The organism is Nocardioides sp. F233 (genome assembly GCF_057813895.1).
Genome location: NZ_JBVASH010000011.1, coordinates 14330 through 37911, shown reverse-complemented (window position 1 = coordinate 37911; position 23582 = coordinate 14330). Strand labels below are relative to the sequence as shown.

Sequence of the window (23582 nt, the reverse complement as noted above, 5' to 3'; positions counted from 1 at the left end):
ATCAGGGCCGGGGGTCCGCGGGTCCGAGAGGGGTCAAGCAGCACCCCCCTCGGAAAGGTTCCAGCCATGCGCCGACTCGCGCTGATGACCGCAGGCGTCATCACCCTCGGAGGCCTCGCCGGCCTCGCCACCACCGCCCCCACGCTGGCGGCCGTCCGCACCGTGACGCACCCGCCGGCCGTCGCCGTACCCGACGCCGGCAGCACCACCGCCACGGTCGACGTCGCCAACCTGCCCGGGCGGATCACCGATGTCGACGTCGCCCTCAACAACGTCTTCCACACCTGGCCCGACGACCTCGACCTGTTCCTTCGGGCGCCGGGGTCCAACCAGGTGGTCCGCCTCATGTCGGACGTGTGCGGCACCGGCGACCTGGTCGGGGTCAACCTCACCATCGACGACGAGGCGGGGACGACCCTGCCGGACGCCGGGGCCTGCCCGAGCGGCACCTACCGACCGAGCAACGTCGACGCCACCGAGGTGCCGCCGGCCGGGACCACCTTCGCCGACTCGCTGTCCGCCTTCGACGGCGGCAATGCCAACGGCACTTGGACGCTCATCGCCACCGACGACGTCGGTGGCGACGTGGGCCAGCTCGCGGGCGGCTTCTCGCTGACCATCACGACCGACGACGCCCCCGGCGTCACGACGATCACGAGCAGGCCGAAGAAGGTCACCAAGCAGCGGAAGGCGACCATCGCCTTCGTCGCGAACAAGTCCAACGTCACCTTCCAGTGCAAGGCCGACGACAAGGCCTGGCAGGCCTGCACGTCGCCGTTCACGGTCAAGCACCTCAAGCCCGGCAAGCACAAGGTCCGGGTTCGCTCGGTCGGCGAGAACGGCCAGTTCGAGGCCGTGCCGGCACTCGTGAAGTGGCGAGTCCGCCGCTGAGCCCACCGGGGACACCGGAGGCGGATCAGCCCGGCTGGTCCGCCTCCGGCCCGTTGCCGGGCCGCGTTGCGAACAGCGCGTTGAGGTCGGCGCCCGCGACGGCGCGTTCGAAGCCGTCGAACCGGCCCTCCGCCAGATCGGTCGCCGCAGCCTCGAAGCCGCCCCAGGCGGCCCGGGCCAGCGCACCACCGACACTGATCCGGCGTACGCCGAGCGCGGCGATCTCGGCGACCGTCACCGGGCTCGCACCACCGACGAGGACGTTGACCGGCTTCGGCGCGACCGCCTCGACGATCGCCCGGATCGCGGCCGGGTCGCTGATGCCCGGGGCGTAGAGGCAGTCGGCGCCGGCCGCGGCGAAGGCGCGGAGCCGGGTCAGGATATCGGCGAGGTCGGGGCTGCCGTTGAAGAAGCCGTCCGCCCGGCCCACGAGCAGCACGTCCTGGCCGCTGGCGTCGATCGCCTCCCGGGCTGCGGTGAGCCGCTCGACCGCGACGTCGAGGTCGAGGGTGACGCCGTCGGTCGCGTCCTCGATCGAGAGCCCGGCCACGCCCGTCCCGACCGCGAGCGCGACGCTCTCGGCGACCTGGTCGGCGCTGGCGCCGTACCCGTCCTCGAAGTCGGCGTTCACCGGCAGCGAGGTCGCGGCGACGATGTCGGCGAGGTGGTCGAGCACCTCGTCGCGGGTGGTCGAGCCGTCGGGGCGACCGCGGCTCCAGGCGGCGCCGGAGCTGGTCGTGGCCAGCGCCGCGAAGCCGAGGTGCTCGAGGTAGCGGGCCGAGCCGCGGTCCCACGGGTTCGGCAGCACGAAGCAGCCGCGCTCGTGGAGCGCCCGGAACGAGGTACGACGCTCCGCGATGCTCGTCACTGCTCGAGCCACCCGCGGAACGCCTCCAGGTTGGCGGTCGACTCGCCACGCTCGATCCGCCACGCCCACTCCTTGCGGATGGACGACTCGAAGCCGAGCTCGAGGAGGGTGTTGAACGCCTCGTCGGCGTAGGTCAGCACCGAGCCGAGCAGCCGGTCGAGGTCGTCGGTCGTCACCGAGGACAACGGCAGGCGCGCGTCGAGGTAGATGTCGCCGTGGTGGTCGATGCCGAACGCGACGGCGTACATCTTCATGTTGCGCTCGAGCAGCCAGCGGTAGACCCGCTCGAACTCCTCGTCGGGGCGGCGGCACACGAAGGCGTGCACGCCGAGCGCATGGGGTCCGAGGTCGAGACGGACGGGCGTCTGCAGCTTCTTCTCACCCGGGAGCGAGAAGCTGAACGTGCCCTCCTCGGTCTCCTCGAACCCGATCTCGTTGTCCTCGAGCCAGGTGCGTACGACGTCCGCAGGACTCATCCGACGCGGGCCTCCTGCCGCAGGAGCGCGTGGGCGCGCTCGTAGACCTCCACGGTGTGGGCGGCGGTCGCCTCCCACGAGAACTGACGGGCCTGCTCGAGCGCGCCGGCGGCCAGGCGGTCGCGGTACGACGGGTCGGCCACCACGCGCTCCAGCGCGAGCGCCCAGTCGTGCGGCTCGTGGGTGTCGACCAGAAGCCCGCTCCGGCCGTCGCGGACGACGGTGGTCAGCCCACCGACGGCGGCAGCCACGACCGGCGCACCCGAGGCCTGTGCCTCGGCGGCAACCAGGCCGAAGGACTCGTTGTAGGACGGGACGGCGACGAGCGTGGACGCGGCGTACCAGCCGGCGAGCTCGTGCTGGGGCACGGGCGGCACGAACCGGACGACGTCGTCGATGCGCAGCTCGGCGGCCAGGTTGGCGAGCGCGGTCGGGCGCTCGAGACCGCTGCCGGACGGGCCACCGACGACAGGCACGACCAGTCGCGAGCGCAGGTCCGGGCGGCGGACGAGCAGCTCGGCGACGGCGCGCAGCAGCACGTCGGGGGCCTTGAGGGGCTGGATCCGGCCGGCGAAGAGCAGGACCAGGGCGTCGTCGGCGAGATCGCGCTCGCGTCGGGCCCGGGACCGCTCGGCGGACGTGCGGGCGCGGAAGACGTCGGTGTCGACGCCGGGGTGGACGACCTCGACGCGGCCCGGGTCGGCGTCGTACAGGTTGATCAGCTGCTTGGCCTCGAGGTCGGTGTTGGCGATGAGCACGTCGGCGGCCTCGACGACCTGCTCCTCGCCGATCACGCGAGCCTGCGGCTCGGGGGTGTCGCCCGCGGCCAGCGCCTCGTTCTTGACCTTGGCCATGGTGTGCATCGAGTGGACGAGCGGGACGCCCCAGCGGTCGCGGGCCAGCGCACCGACCTGGCCGGAGAGCCAGTAGTGGGAGTGGACGACGTCGAAGTGGCCGGCGGGGTGCGCGGCCTCGGCGCGCAGCACCTCGCGGGCGAACACGCACAGCTGGCCGGGCAGCTGGTCCTTCGTCAATCCCTCGAACGGCCCCGCGTGCACGTTGTGCACGGTCACGCCGTCACGGACGTGGACGACGGGGTCGAGCCGGGAGCTGGTCGCGCGGGTGAAGATGTCGACCGCGGTGCCCTGCTCGGCCAGGCGCCGGGCGAGCTCGACGACGTAGACGTTCATGCCGCCCGCGTCCCCCGTGCCCGGCTGGTCGAGCGGCGAGGTGTGCAGGCTGATCATCGCGACCCGGCCGATCGCCGACTCCCCCATCGCGCCTCCTGCTGGTCGCTCCACCTGTTGCTGGTCAATCGGTCAACCCTGCCAGTGTGCCCGGCATTCCCGATCCACCAAGATGGGGTCCATGACCTCCCGCCTCGCCGTCGTCACGGGTGCCTCGAGCGGTATCGGCGCCGCCACCGCCCGCCACCTCGCCCGCGAGGGCTTCGAGGTGGTCTGTGCCGCGCGGCGTACCGACCGGATCGAGGCGCTCGCCGCCGAGATCGGCGGCCGGGCCGTCGTCTGCGACGTGACCTCCCCGGAGTCGGTGGCCGGGCTCGCCGCCGCGGTCGGTCCGCGGCTGGACGTCCTGGTCAACAACGCAGGCGGCGCTTTCGGGCTGTCCCCCGTCGCCGAGGCGGACGTTGACGAGTGGCGCCGGATGTACGACGTCAACGTGCTCGGCCTGATGCAGGTGACCAAGGCCCTGCTGCCGGCGCTCGTGGCCAGCGGGGCGGGCGTGATCGTCAACGTCGGCTCGACCGCGGGCCGCATCGCCTACGAGGGCGGCGCGGGCTACACGGCCGCCAAGCACGGCACCAAGGTCGTCACCGAGACGCTGCGCCTCGAGCTGTTCGACCAGCCGGTCCGGGTCTGCGAGGTGGCGCCGGGGATGGTCCGCACCGACGAGTTCGCGCTCACCCGGTTCGACGGCGACCAGGCCCGCGCGGACGCGGTCTACGCCGGGGTCGCGGAGCCGTTGGTGGCCGACGACGTCGCGGACGCGATCACCTGGGTCGCCACCCGGCCCGCGCACGTCAACATCGACGAGCTGGTCATCAAGCCGCGCGCCCAGGCCGCTGCGCACAAGGTGCACCGGGTCATCGGCGACTGACCAGACGCCTGGTCCGCAGCGCGAAGGCGCGGGGCACACCACCCCAGGCGGTGGCCGAGCGGATCGGCAGGGCCGCGTGCGGGGGCAGCACCAGGGTGACGGCCAGCTGCTGGAGGTCCCGCGGGCGCCGTACCGATGCCATGCCGTTGCGGACCTCGCGCCCGGTGCCGGCGCCGCCGAAGAGTGCGACCGGCAGCTCGTGGTGGGCGCGCGCCCGGGCCAGCGCGGCGTCGGGGATCCGGTCGAGGGCGGCCAGCACCCGGTCCGGTACGGCGTCCGGCAGGCCCACCGTCGCGCGGGCCGCGGCCAGCGAGGTGAGCGCCGGCACGGGCAGGTCCTGGGCGAAGACCGCGGGGTCGCGGGCCAGCCGACGCAGGTCGACGAGGGTGCGCAGCCAGATCCAGCCCTCGCGGTGCCCGGCGAGGTGCCGGAACGCGTCGGCGGGCGCGAGGGTCGGGACCTGGGCACCGCCCACCTCGACCGTCGTACGACGGGCCAGCAGATCATCGGTGTCCGGCTGGGCGCCGGGCATGGCGTCGAGCCGCCAGTGCAGGTCGACGTCGGCGCCCGCGCCGAGGTAGGTCAGCGTGTGGCCCCAGCGCAGCACGTGCCGCCAGGCCCACATGCCCGGCTCGATCCGGCCCTGCTCGTGCAGCGCCCAGCCGGTGGTGGTCAGCAGCCGGTGCGCCTCGGCGGCCGCCTGTGGCCGGACCAGCAGGTCGACGTCGCCCGCGCCGCGTGAGTCCGGGCGCCCGGTCGTCACCACCGACAGCGGGATCCCCTTGAACACGGCCGCTTCGATCCCGGCCGCGTCGAGGAGCCGCCAGGCGCGAACCGTCTCGAGAGTGTGCACCAGGTGGCGCTGGCGCGAGCCCGCGACCATCGCGTCGAGGACCCGGACCACCTCGACGGGCAGTCCCAGCTCGCCGGCACGGGAGCCGAGGACCTCGGGGACCCGGTGTCGTCGTACGGCGTCGAGGAGGTCGCGCACCGGCACGTCACCGAGCGGGACGGGGGTGATCGTCCGCCCCTCCTCGGCCGCGAGCGCGCTGCTCACCAGGCGGCAGAGCAGGTCGAGCGCGGCTGCGGTCACGGCGTGAGCGTGGCACGCGGCCCGCGGCGGCGGCGGGGGAACGGACTGGCCCGGAAGGTTAAAAATCCGGCGAACCACCACCCGAGGCGTGTCCTGCGGGCGCACAGTTGCGTTGCACCGCTGACGGAGCACTCCCTCCCTCCGTCCTGCACCCCCTAGGAGCTCGCATGAAGCTGACCTACGTTGCACCCGTCCTGGAGACCCTGAGCGTCACGGCGACGCAGGGCATCGACATCGACATCGACATCACCCTCGGGCTCGGCAGCTGACCTCTCCGAGGTTCAGCCTTGCCACGGCGGTCGCGTGGTGCCTGCTGGGCGCCACGCGGCTGCTGACGGTCGTCCTGCCGTTCGGTGCCGTACGTCGCCTCCTCGGCGAGCCGGCCGCACCGGGCGCCGCAGGGCCCCCGGCGCCTCCGGACGCGTCGGCGCGAGACCTCGCGCGCGCCCGGGCGGTCGGGCGGGCGGTCCGGTACGCCGCCACGCGGACACCGTGGACGTCCGACTGCTACCCGCAGGCCCTGACCGCGCGCATCCTGCTGCGCGGCGCACGGGTGCCGCACACCGTCGTCTTCGGCCTGCTGCGCGGCGACGCCGGTGAGCTCCTCGCGCACGCCTGGGTCACCGTCGGCACCGTCACCGTCACCGGCGGCTCCGTGCGCGACTGGACCCCGGTCGGCAGCTTCAGCTGGCAGCCCTAGGCCCGGGACCCCGCCCATGTACGCCGGCTACGGACTCCTCATCGACAGCGAGCTCCCGCTGCCCGACCTGGCACGTGAGTCCGCTCCTCCTGGACGTCCCGACGTGCTCGTCCGGCTCGGACCGGTCGCGCCTGCCTCGGCGGACGCCGTGCTGCTCCCGCGGGGACTGTGGGTCGACGGCGAGCGGATCGGGATCGACGTACCCGAGGTCGGCCGCTACGCGTGCGAGCGCGGCTGCCTGATCACCGTCGAGCCCGCTCCCGGCGCGACCGACGACGCGCTGCGACTGTTCCTGCTCGGCTCCGCCCTCGGCTGCCTGCTCACCCAGCGCGGCCTGCTCGTCCTGCACGGCAACGCGTTCGTCGTCGACGGAGGCTGCGCGGTCGTCCTCGGGCACTCCGGCGCCGGCAAGTCCACGCTCGCCGCCGAGATGCACCGCCGCGGACACCTGGTCCTCAGCGACGACGTCGTACCCGTCGACGCCGCCGGCCGCGCGATCCCCGGCTGGCCGCGGATCAAGCTCTGGCAGGACGCCCTGGACCGCCTCGGCGTCCCCTCCTCCGGCCTGGACCGCGTCAACGACCGGTACGAGAAGTTCCACGTGCCGCTGGACCGCTCCGGATCACCGGCACCGGTGCCCATCCGCTGGATCTACGTCCTCGACCGGTACGACGGCCCGCTGCGCGTCGTACCCGTCACGGGGGCGGCAGCCTTCGCCAGCCTGCACGAGCACAGCTACCGCAACGAGGTCCTCGTCGGCGAGCTGCGCCGTACCCACCTCGCGCGAAGCGCCGACCTGGCCCGCACCGCCCGCCTCACACGGGTCGACCGGCCCCAGGGAGTCGACTCGGTCGCGGCGTCCGCCGACGCGATCCTCGCCGACATCCGCACCACCACCATCCACGATGCGCCCTCGGGTCGGCGCGCGATCCGAGAGGAGAACCATGCGACGAGCAGACCGGCCCGAACGGTGGGTGCGTGATCCCGCCCTCCACGCCGTGGAGATGGGCGAGGAGTTCGTGATGATGGGCATGGACCAGGGCGAGTACTACTCCGTCAAGGGGGTCGCCGCGAGCCTGTGGCGCCACCTCGCCGAGCCGCGCGACCTGACGGAGCTGTGCGCGCTGGTCGCCGCGGAGTACGACGTCACCGCCGAGCTGTGCCGCGGCGACGTCGTGGCCTTCCTCGGCCAGCTCCGCGACAAGCGGATGGTGCTCGCCGCGTCCTAGCCGGCGGGCGTCACTCTGGCCCCACCGGTCACGCCGGGGATGCAGTTCATGCGCCTCGAGCTCAGGCGAGCGCGCGGTCCAACGCGGCCGTGACGTGCAGCGTGGTGCAGGGGAAGACGGGGATCTCGGAGTCCGCCTGGCGGATGAGCAGCTCCAGCTCGGAGCAGCCGAGGATGACGCCACCGGCGCCGGCGTCCCAGGCCTCGCTGATCATGCCGACCACGGCGCGGCGGGAGTCGTCGACGACCTTCCCGTGCACCAGCTCGTCGTAGATGATCCGGTTCAGCTCGTCGTGGTGCACCGCGTCGGGGACGATCACCGACAGGCCGTGCCGGGCGATGCGGTCGGTGAAGAAGGTGCGCGACATCGCGAACTTGGTGCCGAGGAGGGCGACGCTCTCGACGCCCTCCGCCTTGCAGGCCTCGGCGACGACGTCGCCGAGGTGCAGGAGCGGGATCGAGACCGCGTCCTGGACCTGCTCGGCGACCCGGTGGAAGGTCGTGGTGCAGAGCATCAGGAAGTCGGCGCCGGCGCGCTCGACCGACTCGGCAGCGGCGCGCAGGATGGCGGCGACGCCGTCCCAGTCCTCGGCCTCCTGGAGCCGGGTGACCTCGGCGAAGTCGACCGACGCCATCACGCTCTGGGCCGAGTGGAAGCCGCCGAGACGCTGCTCGACACCGCGGTTCAGCGCCTCGTAGTACGCCGCACTGCTCTCCCAGGACATGCCGCCGACGAGGCCGATGGTCTGCATGCGCAGAGTCTAGGGTCATCGCGACGATGCGAGACGGACGGTCCGACGCAAGTAGGCTGAACCCTCGTGTCCCAGACTCGTCGTACCGATCTCCGCAACGTCGCCATCGTCGCCCACGTCGACCACGGCAAGACGACCCTCGTCGACGCGATGCTGCACCAGGCCGGTGCCTTCAGCGCGCACCAGGCCGAGGGCGTCGCCGAGCGCGTGATGGACTCCGGCGACCTCGAGCGCGAGAAGGGCATCACCATCCTCGCGAAGAACACCGCGGTCCACTACCGCGGCCCCTCCGCGCAGGAGATGGCCGACGGCGACATGGTCATCAACATCATCGACACCCCCGGCCACGCCGACTTCGGTGGCGAGGTCGAGCGCGGCCTGTCGATGGTCGACGGCATCGTGCTGCTGGTCGACGCGTCCGAGGGCCCGCTCCCCCAGACCCGCTTCGTGCTGCGCAAGGCGCTCAACGCCGACATGCCGGTGATCCTCGTGGTCAACAAGACCGACCGTGGCGACGCCCGGATCGACGAGGTCGTCGACGAGACCTACGAGCTGTTCATGGACCTGCTCGACGAGAACCACAGCCAGGACGCGCTCGACTTCCCCGTCGTCTTCGCCTCGGGCAAGGCCGGCATCGCCTCGCTCACCAAGCCCGAGAACGGCACCCTGCCCGAGGGCAGCGACCTCGAGCCCCTCTTCCGCACCATCCTCGAGACCATCCCCGCGCCGGAGTACGACGAGGGCGCGCCGCTCCAGGCCCACGTGACCAACCTCGACGCCTCCCCCTTCCTGGGTCGCCTCGCGCTGCTGCGCATCAAGCAGGGCAACCTGAAGAAGGGCCAGCAGGTCGCCTGGATGCAGCGCGACGGGGGTGTCAAGAACGTCAAGATCACCGAGCTGCTCATCACCGAGGGCCTCGAGCGCAAGCCCGGCGAGTCCGCGGGCCCCGGTGACATCGTGGCCGTCGCGGGCATCCCGGAGATCACGATCGGCGAGACCCTCGCCGACCCGGAGAACCCGGTGGCGCTGCCGCTCATCCACGTCGACGAGCCGGCCATCTCGATGACCATCGGCACCAACACCTCCCCGCTCGTCGGCAAGGGCGGCAAGGGCCACAAGGTCACCGCCCGCCTGGTCAAGGACCGCCTCGACTCCGAGCTGATCGGCAACGTCTCGCTCCGCGTCCTGCCCACCGAGCGCCCCGACGCGTGGGAGGTCCAGGGCCGCGGCGAGCTGGCGCTGGCCATCCTGGTCGAGCAGATGCGCCGCGAGGGCTACGAGCTCACCGTCGGCAAGCCGCAGGTCGTCACCCGCGTGGTCGACGGCAAGGTGCACGAGCCGTTCGAGCGGCTCACCATCGACGCGCCGGAGGAGTTCCTCGGCACCATCACCGAGCTGCTCGCCAACCGCAAGGGCCGGATGGAGGGCATGACCAACCACGGCACCGGCTGGGTGCGCATGGAGTTCGTCGTCCCCGCCCGTGGCCTGATCGGCTTCCGCACCGACTTCCTCACCGAGACCCGTGGCACCGGTATCGCCCACCACATCTCCGAGGGCTACTTCCCGTGGGCCGGCGAGATCCGCTCCCGCAACTCCGGCTCGCTCGTCGCGGACCGCTCGGGTGTCGCGACGGCGTACGCCATGACGTCCCTGCAGGAGCGCGGCGTGATGTTCGTCGAGCCGACCACCGAGGTCTACGAGGGCATGATCATCGGCGAGAACTCCCGCGCCGACGACATGGACGTCAACATCACCAAGGAGAAGCAGCAGACCAACATCCGGTCCGCCACCTCCGACAACTTCGAGAAGCTCATCCCGCCGAAGAAGCTGTCGCTGGAGCAGTGCCTGGAGTTCTGCCGCGAGGACGAGTGCGTGGAGATCACGCCCGAGACCGTCCGGATCCGCAAGGTGATCCTCGACGCCAACGAGCGCGCCAAGATCACCAGCCGCGCCAAGAAGGCCAACAAGTAGCACCCGCCCGCCGTCGTACGGCGGCGACAACGTTCCAGACCCCGCCTCGGGTTTCCCGGGGCGGGGTCTGGCGTTTGCGGGGTGATCAATCCGATCGATCGAGCCGGTTGATCGGGGAGACGGGGCTCACCGGTGATCGAACCGCTCGATCGATCGGATTGATCACGGACGAGCCTCAGCTCAGGCGCTCGAGCACCATCGCCATGCCCTGGCCGCCGGCGGCGCACATGGTCTCGAGACCGAACTGCGCGTCGCGCTCCTGCAGGCCGTGGATGAGCGTCGTGGCCATCCGGGCACCGGTGGAGCCGAACGGGTGGCCGAGCGCGATCGCGCCGCCGTTGACGTTGACCCGGTCGAGGTCGAGGCCGAGCTGGTCGATGCACGGCAGCACCTGGGCAGCGAAGGCCTCGTTCATCTCGACGAGGTCGATGTCACCGACGGACAGGCCGGCGCGGGCGATCGCCTGGCGGCTGGCCTCGACCGGGCCCAGGCCCATGATCTCGGGGCTCAGCGCCGAGACGCCGGTCGAGACGACGCGGGCCAGCGGCGTGATGCCGAGCTCGGCGGCGCGGGTGTCGCTCATGATGACGAGCGCGGCGGCGCCGTCGTTGAGCGGGCAGCAGTTCGCGGCGGTGACGGTGCCCTCGGGGTGGAAGACCGGCGCCATCGAGGCGACCTTCTCCAGGGTGACCCCGGCGCGCGGGCCGTCGTCGGTGTCGACGACGGTGCCGTCGGCGAGGGTGACCGGGGTGATGTCGGTCTTCCAGAAGCCGCGCTGGGCGGCGGCCTCGGCGAGGTTCTGGCTGCGGACGGCGTACTCGTCCTGCGCCTCGCGGGAGACGTTGCAGTAGCGGGCGACGTTCTCGGCGGTCTCGCCCATGGCGAGGTAGACGTCCGGGAGCTCACCGAGCGAGCGCGGGTCGACCCACGGCTCGCGGGCCAGCGCCTTGGCCGCGGCGCGCTCGGCGGCCTCGGCGTACAGCGGGTTGCGGGTGTCCGGCATGCCGTCGGCCTTGCCGAACTGGAAGCGGGACACGGTCTCGACGCCGGCCGCGACGAAGACATCGCCCTCACCGGCGCGGATGGCGTGCAGTGCCATCCGGGTGGCCTGCAGCGACGACGCGCAGTAGCGGTGCACGGTGGTGCCGGGGACGCCGTCGAGGCCCAGGCGCATCGCGACCATGCGGCCGATGTTGTAGCCCTGCTCACCGGCGGGCTGCGCGCAGCCCATCATCAGGTCCTCGACGAGGGTGCGGTCCAGCTCGGGTACGGCGGACAGCGCCGCGTCGACCATCTGGGCGGCCAGGTCGTCGGGCCGCATCTCGCGCAGCGAGCCCTTGTAGGCGCGGCCGATCGGCGAGCGGGCGGCGGAGACGATGACTGCTTCGGGCACGGAGAGCTCCTGTTTCAGGCGTTGGGGGTGTGCTGGAGGAAGGCGGGCCACTCGCCGCCGCCGTCGACGTTGAGGACGGCTCCGGTGATGTGGGTGGCCAGCGGCGAGGACAGGAAGACGCAGGCCTGTCCGACCTCGAGCGGCGTGGCGAAGACGCCCCGCGGGATGGTGGCGGCGACCGCGGCGAACTGCGCCGCGTCGCCGTAGTGGTCGACCGAGCCGGGCGTCTCGACCAGGCCGCAGCTGACCGCGTTCACGCGGACCTCGGGCGCCCACTCGACGCCGAGGCTGGCGGTGAGGCTCTCGAGGGCTGCCTTCGCGGCGCCGTACACGGCGGTGCCGGGGCTCGAGCGGCGCGCGGAGATCGAGGTGATGTTGACCATCGACCCGCCGGTCTCCTTCAGGTGCGGACGCACCGCGAGGCCGACGTAGACCGCGGACATGAAGTTGAGGTCGTTGATCTTCGCGTGGAAGCGCGGCGAGCCTGCGTCGAACTGCGCGAAGGGCGCACCGCCGGCGTTGTTGACCGCGACGTCGATCCGGCCGTGGCGGCGTACGACGTCCTCGACCCACGCCGTGACCTGCTCGGGCTCGCGCACGTCGACGGATGAGAAGTGCACACCGTCCCGCAGGGAGTCCGGCGTGCTCCGCCCGCAGATCTCCACCGTCGCACCGGCCTCGAGGAACGCATGGACGATGCCGTCGCCGACGCCCTTGCCCCCGCCGGTCACGAGGACCACCTGGCCGGTCATGTCGATGCTGTACGCCACGGAATCCCTTTCGTTGTCCTCCGAAGGAGGATCATAAGGGATGAACCAAGCAAGTGCTAGGTTGACCGCCTGCTGCACAGGTAGCCGATGACGCCCACCGACACCACGAGCGAGGCGAGCGCACCACCCGACGTCGGGCTGAGCAGCATCGGCAGGGCGGTCAGGACGGCGATGTCGACGCCACGCAGCACGCTGCCGTAGAGGTTCGTCGGGACTCCCCCGGCCGGCGTGGAGACCAGCGGGCGGCCGTAGTCGGGTGGCCGGCCGGTCACCCACCGCACGCCCGCCGCCAGCCCGCCGATGCCGGACGCGGCACCGAGCAGGGCCAGGTCGCCCGCCGGCGCCGTGAGGGTGCGGTGCAGCGCGGGTGCACTGAGCAGGCCGTGCAGGGCCAGCAGCGCCCCCGGTACGACGACCGCCGCCGCCCGCGTCGGCCCCAGCCCGGTCGGGAACATCCGGGCCATGCCCGAGGACCGGGTCAGCACCCGCAGCGCGACCAGGAACGGCACCACGAGGACGAAGCAGACGACGACCTCGACGAGCACCACCACGACCCGGCCGCCGACCGCGGCGACGGCGTACGGGACGACGAGGGAGCCCGCCAGCAGCACCAGGCGACCCGGCTGGCGGCGCAGCCGGATCACGTCGCGCCAGGCCAGGGCGGCGAGGCCGGACGGACCTCCGCGCCGCGGCCGCAGCGAGCCGCGCCGACTGCTCGCGTGCGCGACGAGCACGTCGAACATCAGGGCCAGGTCGAGGGTGGCCAGCGCGCCACCCAGCCCCGGGACCAGGACGCCGCCCGGCGCCACGTCGCGCCGGCGCAGGCGGGCGGTGAGCACGCGGGCACGGACCAGCAGCGCCACCACGCCGGCGGCGAGCAGCCCGATGGCGACCAGGGACGCCACCTGCGCGGCCGGCCCTGCAGTGGCCTCGGGAGCCCGGGACGCCGCGATCGCGGCCAGGCCGGCTCCCACGGCCAGCAGGCTGACCGGCCCGAGCAGCTGCGCCGGGTGCCGTGGACGTGCCGACGCCTGGGCGTGCACCAGCGCCCCGACGCCGTACGACGCCAGCGCGGCCGCGCCCGCCGAGAACAGCGCCAGGCCGCCGACGCCGTACCCCGCCAGGACTGCCGAGCCGGCAGCGACCGGGGCGACGAGCGCCGCGGCCAGGAGCGTCGTACCCCTGGCTCGGCCGCGGAGCAGCTCGCCGCGGTCGACCGGGCTCGGCAACAGCCAGGCGGCCACTCCGGGACTGACCGCGACCGGGCCGACCATCCGGGCCAGCGACCACAGCATTGCGAGGAGCGTGCCGACGACCAGCCACGGCAGCAGGGACCGGGCTGCGGCGCAGTCGGACGCCACGCAGGCTCGGTCGCCGACGTCGGAGAGGTTCACCAGGACGCTCACCAGCATCGAGCCGAGCATCAGCACCGCGAAGGCGCCGATGTACAGGTCCTGCAGCGCCTCCCCGAGCGACAGCGTGCGGCGGCTGCGCCGCCAGAAGCGGATGTCGGCCCGGAGCTCGGCCGCCTCGGTCGACCTCACGGCGTCCTCACGAGAGGCGCGCCAGGCTGACCACGTCGTCGGCGACCGCCTCCACGAGCGTGGGCGCGTGGCTGGCCAGCACGATCGCCAGTCCAGCCGCCTTCTCGGCGAGCAAGCGCTCGACCAGCCAGGCCAGGCCCTCCTGGTCGAGCCGCTGCTCGGGCTCGTCGAGGACGAGCAACCGCCGCGGCCGGACGAAGGCGCTGGCCAGGGCCAGCCGGCGACGCTGGCCCGAGGAGAGGGACGTCGGCAGCTGGCCGGACTGGGCGGTCAGCCCGACCTCGTCGAGCACGTCGTCGACGACGGCGTCGGCGTCCGGCGTGCGATGCGCACGGGCGAAGAGGTCGAGGTGCTCGACCACCGTGAGGTCCGGGAAGAAGTCGAGGTCGTCCATGACCACGGCCATCGCCGCCCGGATCGTCGGGGACCGCTCGTCGAGCGGCTCCCCCAGCACCTCGACGGTGCCGGCATCCGGCTGATCCGCGCCGGTGATGCACCGCAGTGCCGTGGACTTTCCCGCGCCGTTGGGCCCCACCAGCACCGCGGCCGTCCCGGCGCGGACCTCGAGGTCGAGGTCCGCGAGGACCCGGTGCTCACCGAACGAGCGCGCGAGCCCGCGCACCGACAGGACCGATCCGCTCACCCGATCAGGATGGCAGGCGCCCCCAGCCCGGGGCCCCGGCAACCCTCAGTCCAGCTCGGCCTCGAGCTCGTGGAACGGGTAGTCCTTCGGCCCGAGGTAGCCCTGGTCGGCGTACCGGTCCGGCCGCGGGGTCGGGTCGGGGTCCGCGGAGTTCACGTAGTTCGCGAGCGTGCGCGGCGCTTCCCGGTAGATGAGGTCGACGTGGTCGACGTACTTCTGCGTCATCGCCGCGTCGCCGCGGATGATGATGTTCTCCTCGTCGGAGTGCCAGCCGAGCTGGGTCCAGTTCTCGCTGCTGGAGAGCACGACGTTGCCGTCGGTGCGGCCGTCGACGTTGCCCTGCACGGCGAGGCCCTTCATGTGGACGTAGCGGTCCTTGAACTTGTTGGCCGTCAGACCGGTGATGTAGACCATCTGCTTGGCCCGCATGCCCTTGAGGATCCCGCGGATGTGGCGCTGCATCATCATGAAGACGATCTCGACGTCGCAGCCGGCACGGTCGAGCTGACGGGCCTTCCGCGCGATCCTGGCGCCTCTCGCCTCGCCCCACACGGCGTTGGCGATGCGCACCTTGGTGCGGCCGCTCGCCGTGTTGGTGGCGCCGGTGCACTGCACCTTGTTGAGCACGCTCAGCGCCGGGTCGATCTCGCGCCGGTGCGGCGCGAACATCGTGGTGACGTTGCCGGTCGTGAACCTCAGCGCCGGGAAGTTCCTGTCCTGCACCGCCTGGTTCCACATGGTCATCCAGCCGTCGTACAGCGCCTGGTTCTCGGTGACCGTGGTCCAGTCGTTGAACTGCTGGACGGCGGCCGCGCCGGTGAAGTTGCCGGAGCCCTGCATCACGATCCAGTTGGTCGCCCCCGAGCGGTTGACCAGCATCAGCTTGGAGTGCATCGACCCCTTCCTGCCGCGGCAGGTCTGGTTGCAGGTGCGGATCCAGCTCTGCAGCTCCTTGGGCCGGTCCTTGTTGCCGCTCGCGAAGGCGCGCAGCATCATCGGATAGGAGCGGGCCAGGTTGCCGCCCTGGGAGCGGGCGAGACCGCGGGACATGATGATCTGCACCGTGACGCCGCGCTCGTGGGCAGCGATGAACTTGTGCGCGAGGTACGGCGAGTCGAAGTTCCAGGTGATCACCCGGACCTGGCCACCCGCCGGGACGTTCTTGAGCGTCTTGACGATCTTGCGCTGGATCTTGCCGCGCTGACCGTTGCGGAAGGGGTGGTTGAAGGTGATGCCGGGCTTGACGACGTACGCCGGGTTCGGCTTCTCGGCCGTCACCCGTGCGGTGATGGCGGCCGCGGGGGCCGCCTCGGCGGGCGTCAGGCTGCCGTGACCGGCGACCAGCACCGTCAGGGCGAGCAGCAGGGCCAGGCCCGCCGCCAGTCGCGTCCGCGTCCTACGGCCCGTCGCCGCCATCCCCCACGCAGTCCCCACGCTCACGAATCCCCCTCGATCGGCCCAGCTGTCGCATGGACACTACCCAAGGGCGGGGAGCGCTGAACCGGGAAGTACCGGGATCCGGCGCAGCCGCGCGGTCGCCGCCCCGGCGCAGGCGAGGAGCGCCAGTGCGAGGAGACCCACGCCACCCCATCCGTACGTCGACCAGGCGCTGCCGCCGAGGCTGCCGAACACCGACGAGCCGATGTAGTAGGAGCACAGGTAGAAGGCCGCCGCCTGGCTCGCGCTCGCACCGGCCAGGTGAGCCCGGACAGCCACCCAGCCACTGGCGAGGCCGTGCATCACGAAGAATCCGGCGGTCAGGCAGGCCAGGCCGACGACGATCGCCGCCAGCGACGGGAGCACCGTGAGCAGGACGCCGAGGACCGCCAGTGCGCACCCCGAGGGCAGCACCGCGCGTCGGCCGAACCGGTCGGCGAGGGCACCCGAGACGGTCGAGCTGACGGTGCCGAGGGGGTAGACGAGGTAGAGGAGGCTGATCGCACCCAGGCTCAGGTGGAAGGGCGCGGAGGTCAGCCGGAAGCCGAGGGCGTTGAAGACCGCGACCAGGGTGCCGACCGCGCAGGCGCCGAGCAGGTAGAGACTGCGCAGCGCCGGGTCGGTGAGTGCCACCCGGGCCATGGACCGGAGCTCGGTGCCGCCGCGAGGCCGGGGCGTGAAGTTCCGGGAGGCAGGCAGGGCGACGGTGACCGCGACGGCGCAGCCGAGGGCGAACACGGCGGCGCTGGCCATCGCCCACCGCCAGCCGGCGACGTCGGCGACGGGGGCGGTCAGCAGGCGGCCGGCCATGCCACCGAGCGCCGTACCTCCGATGTACAGACCGGTCGCCTTCGCCAGCGCGTTGGCGTGCAGCTCCTCACGCAGGTACGCCGTCGCGACGGCCGGCAGGCCCGCGAGCACGACGCCCTCGAGCAGCCGCAGGCCCAGGAACGACTGCCAGGACGGGGCGAACGGCGTCAGGCACGCCACGAGGGTCGCGGCCCAGGTGGAGCCGACGATCAGCGGCGTACGGCCCACGACCTCCGACGCCGGACCGGCGACGAGCAGGCCGAGCGCGAGGCCGGCAGTGGTCAGCGACATGCTCAGCGTCGCCTGGGTCGGGCTGACCTGGAAGGTCGTGTGGAGCTCGGGCAGCAGCGCCTGGGTCGCGTAGAGGAGGACGAAGGTCGCCATGCCGGCGGCGAACATCGCTGCCATGATCCGGCGGTATCCCGCGCTGCCGGGGAGGTGTCCGACCGTCTCGAGTGCGGGCTGCTCGAGTGTTCCCTTCGTGCTCACCGGATCAGGGTGCGCCGTCCAGTCACATACGTCCAATGTCCTTGGACGTAGATCTCCATGCGTTCTACGTATGATGGCTCTCGTGCTGGTACGCGACCTCGAGTGGATCGTGGCGCTGGCCGACAACGAGCACGTCACCGACACGGCCTCGGTGCTCGGCGTCAGCCAGCCGACGCTCTCCCGTGCGCTGGCCCGCGTCGAGGAGGAGCTGGGCGTCCGCCTGTTCGAGCGGGTCCCCCACGGCCTGGTCACCACGCCCGACGGCGAGCTCGTCGTGGCCACGGCGCGGGAGGTGCTGGGCCGCTACCAGCAGCTGCGTCACGAGCTCGGCACCCGGCACGACCCGGAGCGCGGCATCGTGCGGCTGGCGTTCCTCGACTCGATCGCGACCTCGCTGGTCCCGCAGATCCTGCGCGGCTTCCACGAACAGGCGCCGCTGGTCCGGGTCGAGCTGACCCAGGAGCCGGGCCACGACATGATGCGCGACCTGGCGACCGGCGCGGCCGAGCTCGCCATCATGTCCGCGCGACCACCCGGCGACTTCGCGTGGGTACCCCTGCAGGAGGAGCGACTGGTCGTGGCCGTCGGCCCCACCCACCGGCTGCGCGAGCGCAAGCTGGTCGACCTGGCCGAGCTCGCCGACGACGACCTGGTGACCACGCCGCCCGGCTTCGGCCACAGCTCGCTGGTCGACGGCCTGCTCGCCGACGCGGGCGTCGCTCCTCCGGTCTCCTTCGAGAGCGCCGACCTCGCCACCATCGAGGGACTGGTCGCCGCCGGTCTCGGTGTCGCGATCGTCCCGGAGACGATGGCCGGCGTGTCCGGCACGATCGGGCTGCGGATCCGCAACCCGCGAGCGCGGCGGACGATCGGCCTCACCTGGCGCACCGACCGCCCGCTCGCGCCCGTTGCGACGCGTCTGCGCGACCACGTGGCCGCGCACGCGCCCTACGGCCGCTAGCCGATCGTCGCGGCGTCGATGACGAAGCGGTAGCGCACGTCGGAGGCCAGCACCCGCTCGTACGCCTCGTTGACGGTGTCGGCGGCGATCACCTCGATCTCCGAGCCGATGCCGTGCTCGGCGCAGAAGTCGAGCATCTCCTGGGTCTCGGCGATACCGCCGATCATCGAGCCGGCGAGCGTGTGCCGGCCGTAGATCAGCGACATCGCCGCGACGCTGAACGGCCGCGGCGGGGCGCCGACGTTGACGATGGCACCGTCGACGGCGAGCAGGCGGAGGTAGGCGTTCATGTCGAGGCTGACGCTCACCGTGTTGATGATGAGGTCGAACTCGCCGGCGAGCACCGCGAAGGTCGTCGGGTCGGCGGTCGCGTAGTAGCGGTCGGCGCCGAGGCGCTCGGCGTCCTCCTGCTTCTTCAGCGACTGCGACAGCACCGTCACCTCGGCGCCCATCGCATGGGCGATCTTCACCGCCATGTGGCCCAGTCCACCGAGGCCGAGGACCGCCACCTTCTTGCCGGGACCCGCGCCCCACCGCTTGAGCGGCGAGTACGTCGTGATGCCGGCGCACAGCAGCGGCGCGGCGGCCGCGGGGTCGAGACCGGCAGGAACGGACAGCACGAAGTTCGCGTCGACCACCACGTGCGTCGAGTAGCCGCCCTGCGTGGTGGAGCCGTCTCGGTCCGTGGCAGCGTACGTGCCGACGCTGCCGTTCAGGCAGAACTGCTCCTCACCCCGCAGGCAGTTGACGCACTCGCGGCACGCGTTGACCAGGCACCCGACGCCCACCCGGTCCCCGACCCGGTGGCGGGTCACGCCGGAGCCGGTCTCGGTGACGATGCCGACGATCTCGTGTCCCGGCACGACCGGGAACGGCTGCGGCCCCCAGTCCCCACGGACGGTGTGGATGTCGGAGTGGCAGATTCCGGCGTACTCGATCGCGATGAGGACGTCGTTCGCGCCGACCTCGCGGCGCTCGATGGTGGTGCGCTCGAGCGGCGCCTTGCTGGCCGGCGCGGCCCAGGCGGTCACAGCGGTGCGGTCGTAGGTCATGGTCTTCTCCTCGTCAGGGGGTCTTCTTGAGTGAGTCGGCGAGGGCGAGCGCGTCATCGGACAGGGCACTCGCCCGGTCCTTGTCGCCATCGGCCACGGCCTGCCAGTAGTCGATCTTGAGCTGCACGTAGCGACGTCGTACGGCGAGCTGCTCGGCCTCCGCCGCCAGACGGTCCCGCTGGGCGACGAGCAGCGCGACCTGCTGGTCCGCTGCTGCCGCGCCCTTCGCGCCGTTCTCGACGTACTGCCTCATGTCGCTGATCGACAGGCCCGTCGCGTTGAGGCACGCGACCCAGGTCAGCACGTCGAGGTCGCCCTCCGTGTAGACCCGGTGCCCGCTGCTCGCCGAACGACCGACGGGCGCGACCACCCCGACCGACTCGTAGTAGCGCAGCGTGCTCGCAGGGAGCCCGGTCAGGGCGGCCGCCTCCTTGATGGAGAAGGTCCGCCCAGCGGTTCGTGTGCCCACGTCGCCGAGGCTAGGAACTTCAAGTACTTGAAGTCAAAGGTGCCCTGGCCCGCGCGACCGTTCACCCGCTCCATGACGGGAGCAGGGCAGTTAGAGGGCGGCGCCGACGTGGCCGATGAGGTCCGCCAGGCGGTTGGAGTAGCCCCACTCGTTGTCGTACCAGCCCGCCACCTTGACCTGGTTGCCGATCACCTTGGTCAACGGCGCGTCGAAGATGCACGAGGCCGGGTTCGTGACGATGTCAGACGACACGATCGGGTCGGTCGAGTACACGAGGTACCGGCCGTCGGCAGCCGCCTTCACGATCGCGTTGACCTCCTCCACACTGGTCTCCCGCGTGGCCTCGAACGACAGGTCGGTCAACGAGCCCGTCGGCGTCGGGACCCGCAGCGCGTACCCGTCGAGCCGACCCTTGAGCTCGGGCAGCACCAGCCCGATCGCCTTCGCCGCACCGGTCGAGGTCGGCACGATGTTGATCGCCGCCGCCCGCGCACGGCGCAGGTCCTTGTGGATGTTGTCCTGCAGGTTCTGGTCCGCGGTGTAGGCGTGCACCGTGGTCATCAGCCCGCTGACGATCCCGAGCCCGTCGTGCAGTGCCTTCGCCATCGGCGCCAGGCAGTTGGTCGTGCACGACGCATTGGAGATGACGGTGTGTGCGGCCGGGTCGTAGACGTGGTCGTTGACGCCCATCACGATCGTCACGTCCTCGTTCGAGGCCGGCGCGGAGATGATCACCTTCTTCGCTCCCCCACCGTCCACGTGAGCACGCGCCTTGGTGGCATCGGTGAAGAAGCCGGTCGACTCCACCACGACGTCGACGCCGAGGTCGCCCCAGCGCAGGGCGGCCGGATCGCGCTCGGCGGAGACCTTGATGTCCGCACCACCGACATGGATCGCACCCTCGCTCGCCCCGACCTCGGCATCGAGGGGACCGAGGATCGAGTCGTACTTCAACAGGTGGGCCAGGGTCGCGGTGTCCGTCAGGTCGTTGACACCGACGATCTCGATGTCCGCACCGCTCGCGCGCACCGCGCGGAAGAAGTTGCGGCCGATCCGACCGAATCCGTTGACGCCAACACGAACAGTCATGGGGGTCCTCTCCTACGGGCGGGTGTCGACGACGATGACGTGCAGCTGCCGGGGGCCGTGGACGCCCTCGACCCGGTCGAGCTCGATGTCGGAGGTGGCGCTGGGGCCGCTGATCCAGGTCAGCGGGCGGTGGGGGTCGAGCAGCGCGAAGGCATCGGGCACGTCGGGAACCACCTGGTCGGCGTACACGACGCAGACGTGGCGGTCCGGGACCAGGGTGATCGCCCGGCGACCCTGGTCCGGCTCGTGGTCGAGCACGATGGTGCCCGTCTCCGCGATCGCGACCCGGCAGCAGGTGACGACGGCGTCGATCGCGTCGAGCTCAGCGGCGGTGAGGCCGGAGTCCGCCACAGCGCCGGCGACTCCGGCGCGGACGTCGACCGGCAGGCCCGCTGGTACGACGACCCGAGAGCCGCCCGGGAGCGCGGCGGCCACTGCGGCGGCGACGCCGTCGGGCGGGCAGTGCACGACGGTCGCGCGGTAGTCGGCGACCCGCTCGGCGAAGTGGTCGACGAGGCTGGTTCCGGCGGGTGCAGACGCCCCCGGCGGGGCCACCACCGGATCGGCGGCGCCGTCGACGGAGCGCAGGGCCGCCCGCACCCGGCCGAGGATCTCCTCACGCGCACCGGTCACGACCGCCTCCCTCCGTCGGTCCGCCTCCACCAGTCCCGGAAGGACTCCGTCGGCGGCGACGGCAGGTCGCGCGCGTCGGTCCAGGCTCCGCCCGGGCCCGGCAGGCGACCGAGCGTCGTACGGCCGCGTCGACGCAGGAACCGTCCCGCGACAGCGGAAAGTCGCTCGACCCGGTCCAAGTGGCGCTCGTCGGCGAACGCCCAGGCGGCCCCACGGAACGCGACCGCCTCCGGCTTGGGGATCCGGTCCTCGCGGTGCCCGTCGACGACCTGGGCGCGCAGGTGGACCAGCACCTCGGGGATGTCGATGCGGACCGGGCAGGCCTCGAAGCAGGCACCACAGAGCGAGGACGCGTACGGCAGCGAGTCGGTCTGCGGGTCGCCGGTGCCCCGCAGCAGCGGGTTGAGGATCGCGCCGATCGGGCCCGGGTAGACCGACCCGTAGGCGTGGCCACCGGTGCGCTCGTAGACCGGGCACACGTTGAGGCAGGCCGAGCAGCGGATGCACCGCAGCGCCTGGCGGCCGACTTCGTCGGCGAGGGCGCGGGTGCGGCCGTTGTCGAGCAGGACGACATGCACCTCCTGCGGCCCGTCGCCGGGCGTGATGCCGGTCCAGGTCGACGTGTAGGGGTTCATCCGCTCGCCGGTCGAGGAGCGCGGAAGCAGGCGGAACAGCGGGTCGAGCTCGGCCCAGGTGGGGACCACCTTCTCGATGCCGACGATGCTGACCAGCACCTCCGGCAGGGTCAGGCACATCCGGCCATTGCCCTCGGACTCGACGACGACCAGGGTGCCGGTCTCGGCGACCGCGAAGTTGGCACCGGAGACGGCCATCCGGGCGCGGAGGAACTTCTCGCGCAGATGCTCGCGCGCGGCCCCGGCCAGCACCGCCGGCTCATCGGTCAGGTCGGCGGGGGCGGGCCGGCCGACCTCGCCCATCCGGCGGCGGAAGATCTCACGGATCTCGGCGCGGTTGCGGTGGATCGCCGGCACCAGGATGTGGCTGGGCAGGTCGCCACCGAGCTGGACGATCAGCTCGGCGAGGTCGGTCTCCCAGGCGGCGATGCCCGAGGCCTCGAGCGCCTCGTTGAGGCCGATCTCCTGGGTGACCATCGACTTGACCTTGACCACCTCCTCGACCTCGTGGGCCCGGGCCAGGTCGACGACGATCCGGTTCGCCTCCTCCGCGTCGCGCGCCCAGTGCACGACGGCGCCGCGGGCGCTCAGCGACTCCTCGAGCCGCGCCAGCTGGGTGTCGAGCGAGCGCAGGGCGCGCTCCTTGACCGCCGCACCGGCCAGGCGCAGTTCCTCCCAGTTGTCGACCTCGTCGACCACCGCGGCGCGCTTGCCGCGGATCACGCCGGTGGCATGGGCCAGGTTGTGGCGCAGCTGCGTGTCCGCGAGCGCCGCGCGGGCCGCCGACGGGAAGGCCGGCATTCCGACGAAGGTGCCGGTCATGCCGGCTGCTCCTCGGTCGAGGCGAGGATCTCGGCCAGGTGCATGACCCGGACGCCGGAGCGACCCCGGTCGAGCACCCCACCGATGTGCATCAGGCACGAGTTGTCACCGGCCACCAGCACCTCGGTGCCGGTCTCCCGCACGTGCCGCGCCTTGTCGGAGCCCATCGCCACGGACGTGTCTGCGTTCTTCAGCGCGAAGGTGCCGCCGAAGCCGCAGCACTCTTCGGCCTTCGGCAGGTCGACGAGCCGCAGTCCGCGGACGTTCTCGAGCAGCTGACGCGGCCGGTCGCCGACCCCGAGCATCCGCAGCGAGTGACAGGTCGGGTGGTAGGTCACCGAGTGCGGGAAGTAGGCCCCCACGTCGGTCACTCCGAGCACGTCGACGAGGAACTCGCTCAGCTCGTAGGTGCGCGGCGACGTCTCCGCCACCGCGGCCGCCAGCCGCGCGTCGCCGGACCGTTCTGCGACCAACCGGTGCTGGTGCCGCGCGGAGCCGGCGCAGGAGCCGGACGGCGTGACCACGGCGTCGTACCCCTCGAAGGCACGGACGAACGAGCGCACCGCCGGCACTGCCTCGTCGAGGTAGCCGGTGTTGACCATCGGCTGCCCGCAGCAGGTCTGCGCCCGCGGGAAGTCGACGTCGACCCCCAGCCGCCGCAGCAGCCGGACGACGGCCTGTCCCGTGCCCGGGAACATGGCGTCGTTGACGCAGGTGACCATCAGTGCGACGCGCATG

The 23582-nt window shown here is 72.1% G+C and carries 24 protein-coding genes; 7 read left to right on the top strand and 17 right to left on the bottom strand.

Annotated elements, in window-relative coordinates; all coding sequences use genetic code 11:
* The first annotated feature begins 66 nt into the window (after positions 1-66).
* Positions 67-891, top strand: a complete 825-nt coding sequence (locus tag ACZYRU_RS26425; RefSeq protein WP_488960091.1) for a hypothetical protein — start codon at positions 67-69, stop codon at positions 889-891.
* A 25-nt stretch (positions 892-916) separates the two neighbouring features.
* On the opposite strand, the gene ACZYRU_RS26420 is transcribed toward ACZYRU_RS26425, so the two are convergent.
* From ACZYRU_RS26420 to mshA, 3 genes are read right to left on the bottom strand one after another with little or no spacing between them, the layout of a single operon-like run.
* On the bottom strand, positions 917-1759 hold the full coding sequence (locus ACZYRU_RS26420; protein WP_488960090.1) for an isocitrate lyase/PEP mutase family protein: 843 nt from the start codon (positions 1757-1759) through the stop codon (positions 917-919).
* A complete protein-coding gene (locus tag ACZYRU_RS26415; RefSeq protein ID WP_488960089.1) occupies positions 1756-2235 on the bottom strand; it encodes a type III secretion system chaperone family protein in 480 nt (159 codons plus the stop codon). The genes ACZYRU_RS26420 and ACZYRU_RS26415 overlap by 4 nt, the downstream gene beginning before the upstream one ends.
* Positions 2232-3512 (bottom strand): D-inositol-3-phosphate glycosyltransferase, encoded by a 1281-nt coding sequence (gene mshA, locus ACZYRU_RS26410; RefSeq protein ID WP_488960088.1) that lies wholly within the window; start codon positions 3510-3512, stop codon positions 2232-2234. The genes ACZYRU_RS26415 and mshA overlap by 4 nt, the downstream gene beginning before the upstream one ends.
* Before the next feature lie 91 nt (positions 3513-3603).
* On the opposite strand from mshA, the gene ACZYRU_RS26405 reads away from it, so the two are divergent.
* Positions 3604-4353, top strand: coding sequence for an SDR family NAD(P)-dependent oxidoreductase (locus ACZYRU_RS26405; protein ID WP_488960087.1), 750 nt, complete (start codon positions 3604-3606; stop codon positions 4351-4353).
* On the opposite strand, the gene ACZYRU_RS26400 is transcribed toward ACZYRU_RS26405, so the two are convergent.
* Entirely contained in the window at positions 4340-5446 is a 1107-nt protein-coding gene (locus tag ACZYRU_RS26400) for a nucleotidyltransferase family protein (protein WP_488960086.1), read from the bottom strand. The two genes, ACZYRU_RS26405 and ACZYRU_RS26400, sit on opposite strands and share 14 nt — an antisense overlap.
* A 265-nt stretch (positions 5447-5711) precedes the next feature.
* Between ACZYRU_RS26400 and ACZYRU_RS26395 the strand changes: the two genes are divergently transcribed.
* Genes ACZYRU_RS26395 through ACZYRU_RS26385 form a run of 3 tightly spaced genes read left to right on the top strand, consistent with a single transcriptional unit; the run spans position 5712 to position 7375 of the window.
* On the top strand, positions 5712-6146 hold the full coding sequence (locus ACZYRU_RS26395) for a lasso peptide biosynthesis B2 protein (protein WP_488960124.1): 435 nt from the start codon (positions 5712-5714) through the stop codon (positions 6144-6146).
* A gap of 16 nt (positions 6147-6162) precedes the next feature.
* On the top strand, positions 6163-7128 hold the full coding sequence (locus tag ACZYRU_RS26390) for a hypothetical protein (protein WP_488960085.1): 966 nt from the start codon (positions 6163-6165) through the stop codon (positions 7126-7128).
* Positions 7121-7375 (top strand): PqqD family protein, encoded by a 255-nt coding sequence (locus ACZYRU_RS26385; RefSeq protein WP_488960084.1) that lies wholly within the window; start codon positions 7121-7123, stop codon positions 7373-7375. Before ACZYRU_RS26390 ends, ACZYRU_RS26385 begins: the two co-directional genes overlap by 8 nt.
* 61 nt (positions 7376-7436) lie before the next feature.
* Here ACZYRU_RS26385 and ACZYRU_RS26380 read toward each other — a convergent pair whose 3' ends face one another.
* Positions 7437-8126 carry an aspartate/glutamate racemase family protein gene (locus tag ACZYRU_RS26380; RefSeq protein ID WP_488960083.1) on the bottom strand — a complete coding sequence of 230 codons (690 nt, stop codon included), beginning with the start codon at positions 8124-8126 and terminating at the stop codon, positions 7437-7439.
* 66 nt (positions 8127-8192) lie between these two features.
* On the opposite strand from ACZYRU_RS26380, the gene typA reads away from it, so the two are divergent.
* Positions 8193-10097 (top strand): translational GTPase TypA, encoded by a 1905-nt coding sequence (gene typA / locus ACZYRU_RS26375; protein WP_488960082.1) that lies wholly within the window; start codon positions 8193-8195, stop codon positions 10095-10097.
* A gap of 175 nt (positions 10098-10272) precedes the next feature.
* Here typA and ACZYRU_RS26370 read toward each other — a convergent pair whose 3' ends face one another.
* The 6 genes from ACZYRU_RS26370 to ACZYRU_RS26345 form a co-directional block, all read right to left on the bottom strand.
* Positions 10273-11490, bottom strand: a complete 1218-nt coding sequence (locus ACZYRU_RS26370; RefSeq protein WP_488960081.1) for an acetyl-CoA C-acetyltransferase — start codon at positions 11488-11490, stop codon at positions 10273-10275.
* Positions 11491-11504: 14 nt separating this feature from the next.
* A complete protein-coding gene (locus ACZYRU_RS26365) occupies positions 11505-12242 on the bottom strand; it encodes an SDR family oxidoreductase (protein WP_488960080.1) in 738 nt (245 codons plus the stop codon).
* Between the two features lie 74 nt (positions 12243-12316).
* Positions 12317-13804, bottom strand: a complete 1488-nt coding sequence (locus ACZYRU_RS26360) for a DUF6297 family protein (protein ID WP_488960079.1) — start codon at positions 13802-13804, stop codon at positions 12317-12319.
* A gap of 7 nt (positions 13805-13811) precedes the next feature.
* Entirely contained in the window at positions 13812-14447 is a 636-nt protein-coding gene (locus ACZYRU_RS26355) for an ABC transporter ATP-binding protein (protein ID WP_488960078.1), read from the bottom strand.
* A gap of 45 nt (positions 14448-14492) precedes the next feature.
* The gene (locus ACZYRU_RS26350; protein ID WP_488960077.1) at positions 14493-15887 is read right to left on the bottom strand and encodes a phospholipase D-like domain-containing protein; all 1395 of its coding nucleotides are present in this window, start codon (positions 15885-15887) and stop codon (positions 14493-14495) included.
* A gap of 36 nt (positions 15888-15923) precedes the next feature.
* The gene (locus ACZYRU_RS26345) at positions 15924-17183 is read right to left on the bottom strand and encodes an MFS transporter (RefSeq protein WP_488960076.1); all 1260 of its coding nucleotides are present in this window, start codon (positions 17181-17183) and stop codon (positions 15924-15926) included.
* A gap of 82 nt (positions 17184-17265) precedes the next feature.
* On the opposite strand from ACZYRU_RS26345, the gene ACZYRU_RS26340 reads away from it, so the two are divergent.
* Positions 17266-18144 (top strand): LysR family transcriptional regulator, encoded by an 879-nt coding sequence (locus ACZYRU_RS26340; protein ID WP_488960075.1) that lies wholly within the window; start codon positions 17266-17268, stop codon positions 18142-18144.
* Here the strand turns inward: ACZYRU_RS26340 and ACZYRU_RS26335 are convergent.
* From ACZYRU_RS26335 to ACZYRU_RS26310, 6 genes are all read right to left on the bottom strand, one after another.
* Positions 18141-19196 (bottom strand): NAD(P)-dependent alcohol dehydrogenase, encoded by a 1056-nt coding sequence (locus tag ACZYRU_RS26335; protein ID WP_488960074.1) that lies wholly within the window; start codon positions 19194-19196, stop codon positions 18141-18143. The two genes, ACZYRU_RS26340 and ACZYRU_RS26335, sit on opposite strands and share 4 nt — an antisense overlap.
* A 13-nt stretch (positions 19197-19209) precedes the next feature.
* The gene (locus ACZYRU_RS26330) at positions 19210-19665 is read right to left on the bottom strand and encodes a MerR family transcriptional regulator (protein WP_488960073.1); all 456 of its coding nucleotides are present in this window, start codon (positions 19663-19665) and stop codon (positions 19210-19212) included.
* A gap of 90 nt (positions 19666-19755) precedes the next feature.
* Positions 19756-20754, bottom strand: a complete 999-nt coding sequence (gene gap, locus ACZYRU_RS26325) for a type I glyceraldehyde-3-phosphate dehydrogenase (protein ID WP_488960072.1) — start codon at positions 20752-20754, stop codon at positions 19756-19758.
* Between the two features lie 12 nt (positions 20755-20766).
* On the bottom strand, positions 20767-21387 hold the full coding sequence (locus ACZYRU_RS26320) for a LutC/YkgG family protein (protein ID WP_488960071.1): 621 nt from the start codon (positions 21385-21387) through the stop codon (positions 20767-20769).
* On the bottom strand, positions 21384-22844 hold the full coding sequence (locus tag ACZYRU_RS26315; RefSeq protein WP_488960070.1) for a lactate utilization protein B: 1461 nt from the start codon (positions 22842-22844) through the stop codon (positions 21384-21386). The genes ACZYRU_RS26320 and ACZYRU_RS26315 overlap by 4 nt, the downstream gene beginning before the upstream one ends.
* Entirely contained in the window at positions 22841-23581 is a 741-nt protein-coding gene (locus ACZYRU_RS26310) for a (Fe-S)-binding protein (protein ID WP_488960069.1), read from the bottom strand. Before ACZYRU_RS26310 ends, ACZYRU_RS26315 begins: the two co-directional genes overlap by 4 nt.
* Position 23582 lies beyond the last annotated feature (1 nt).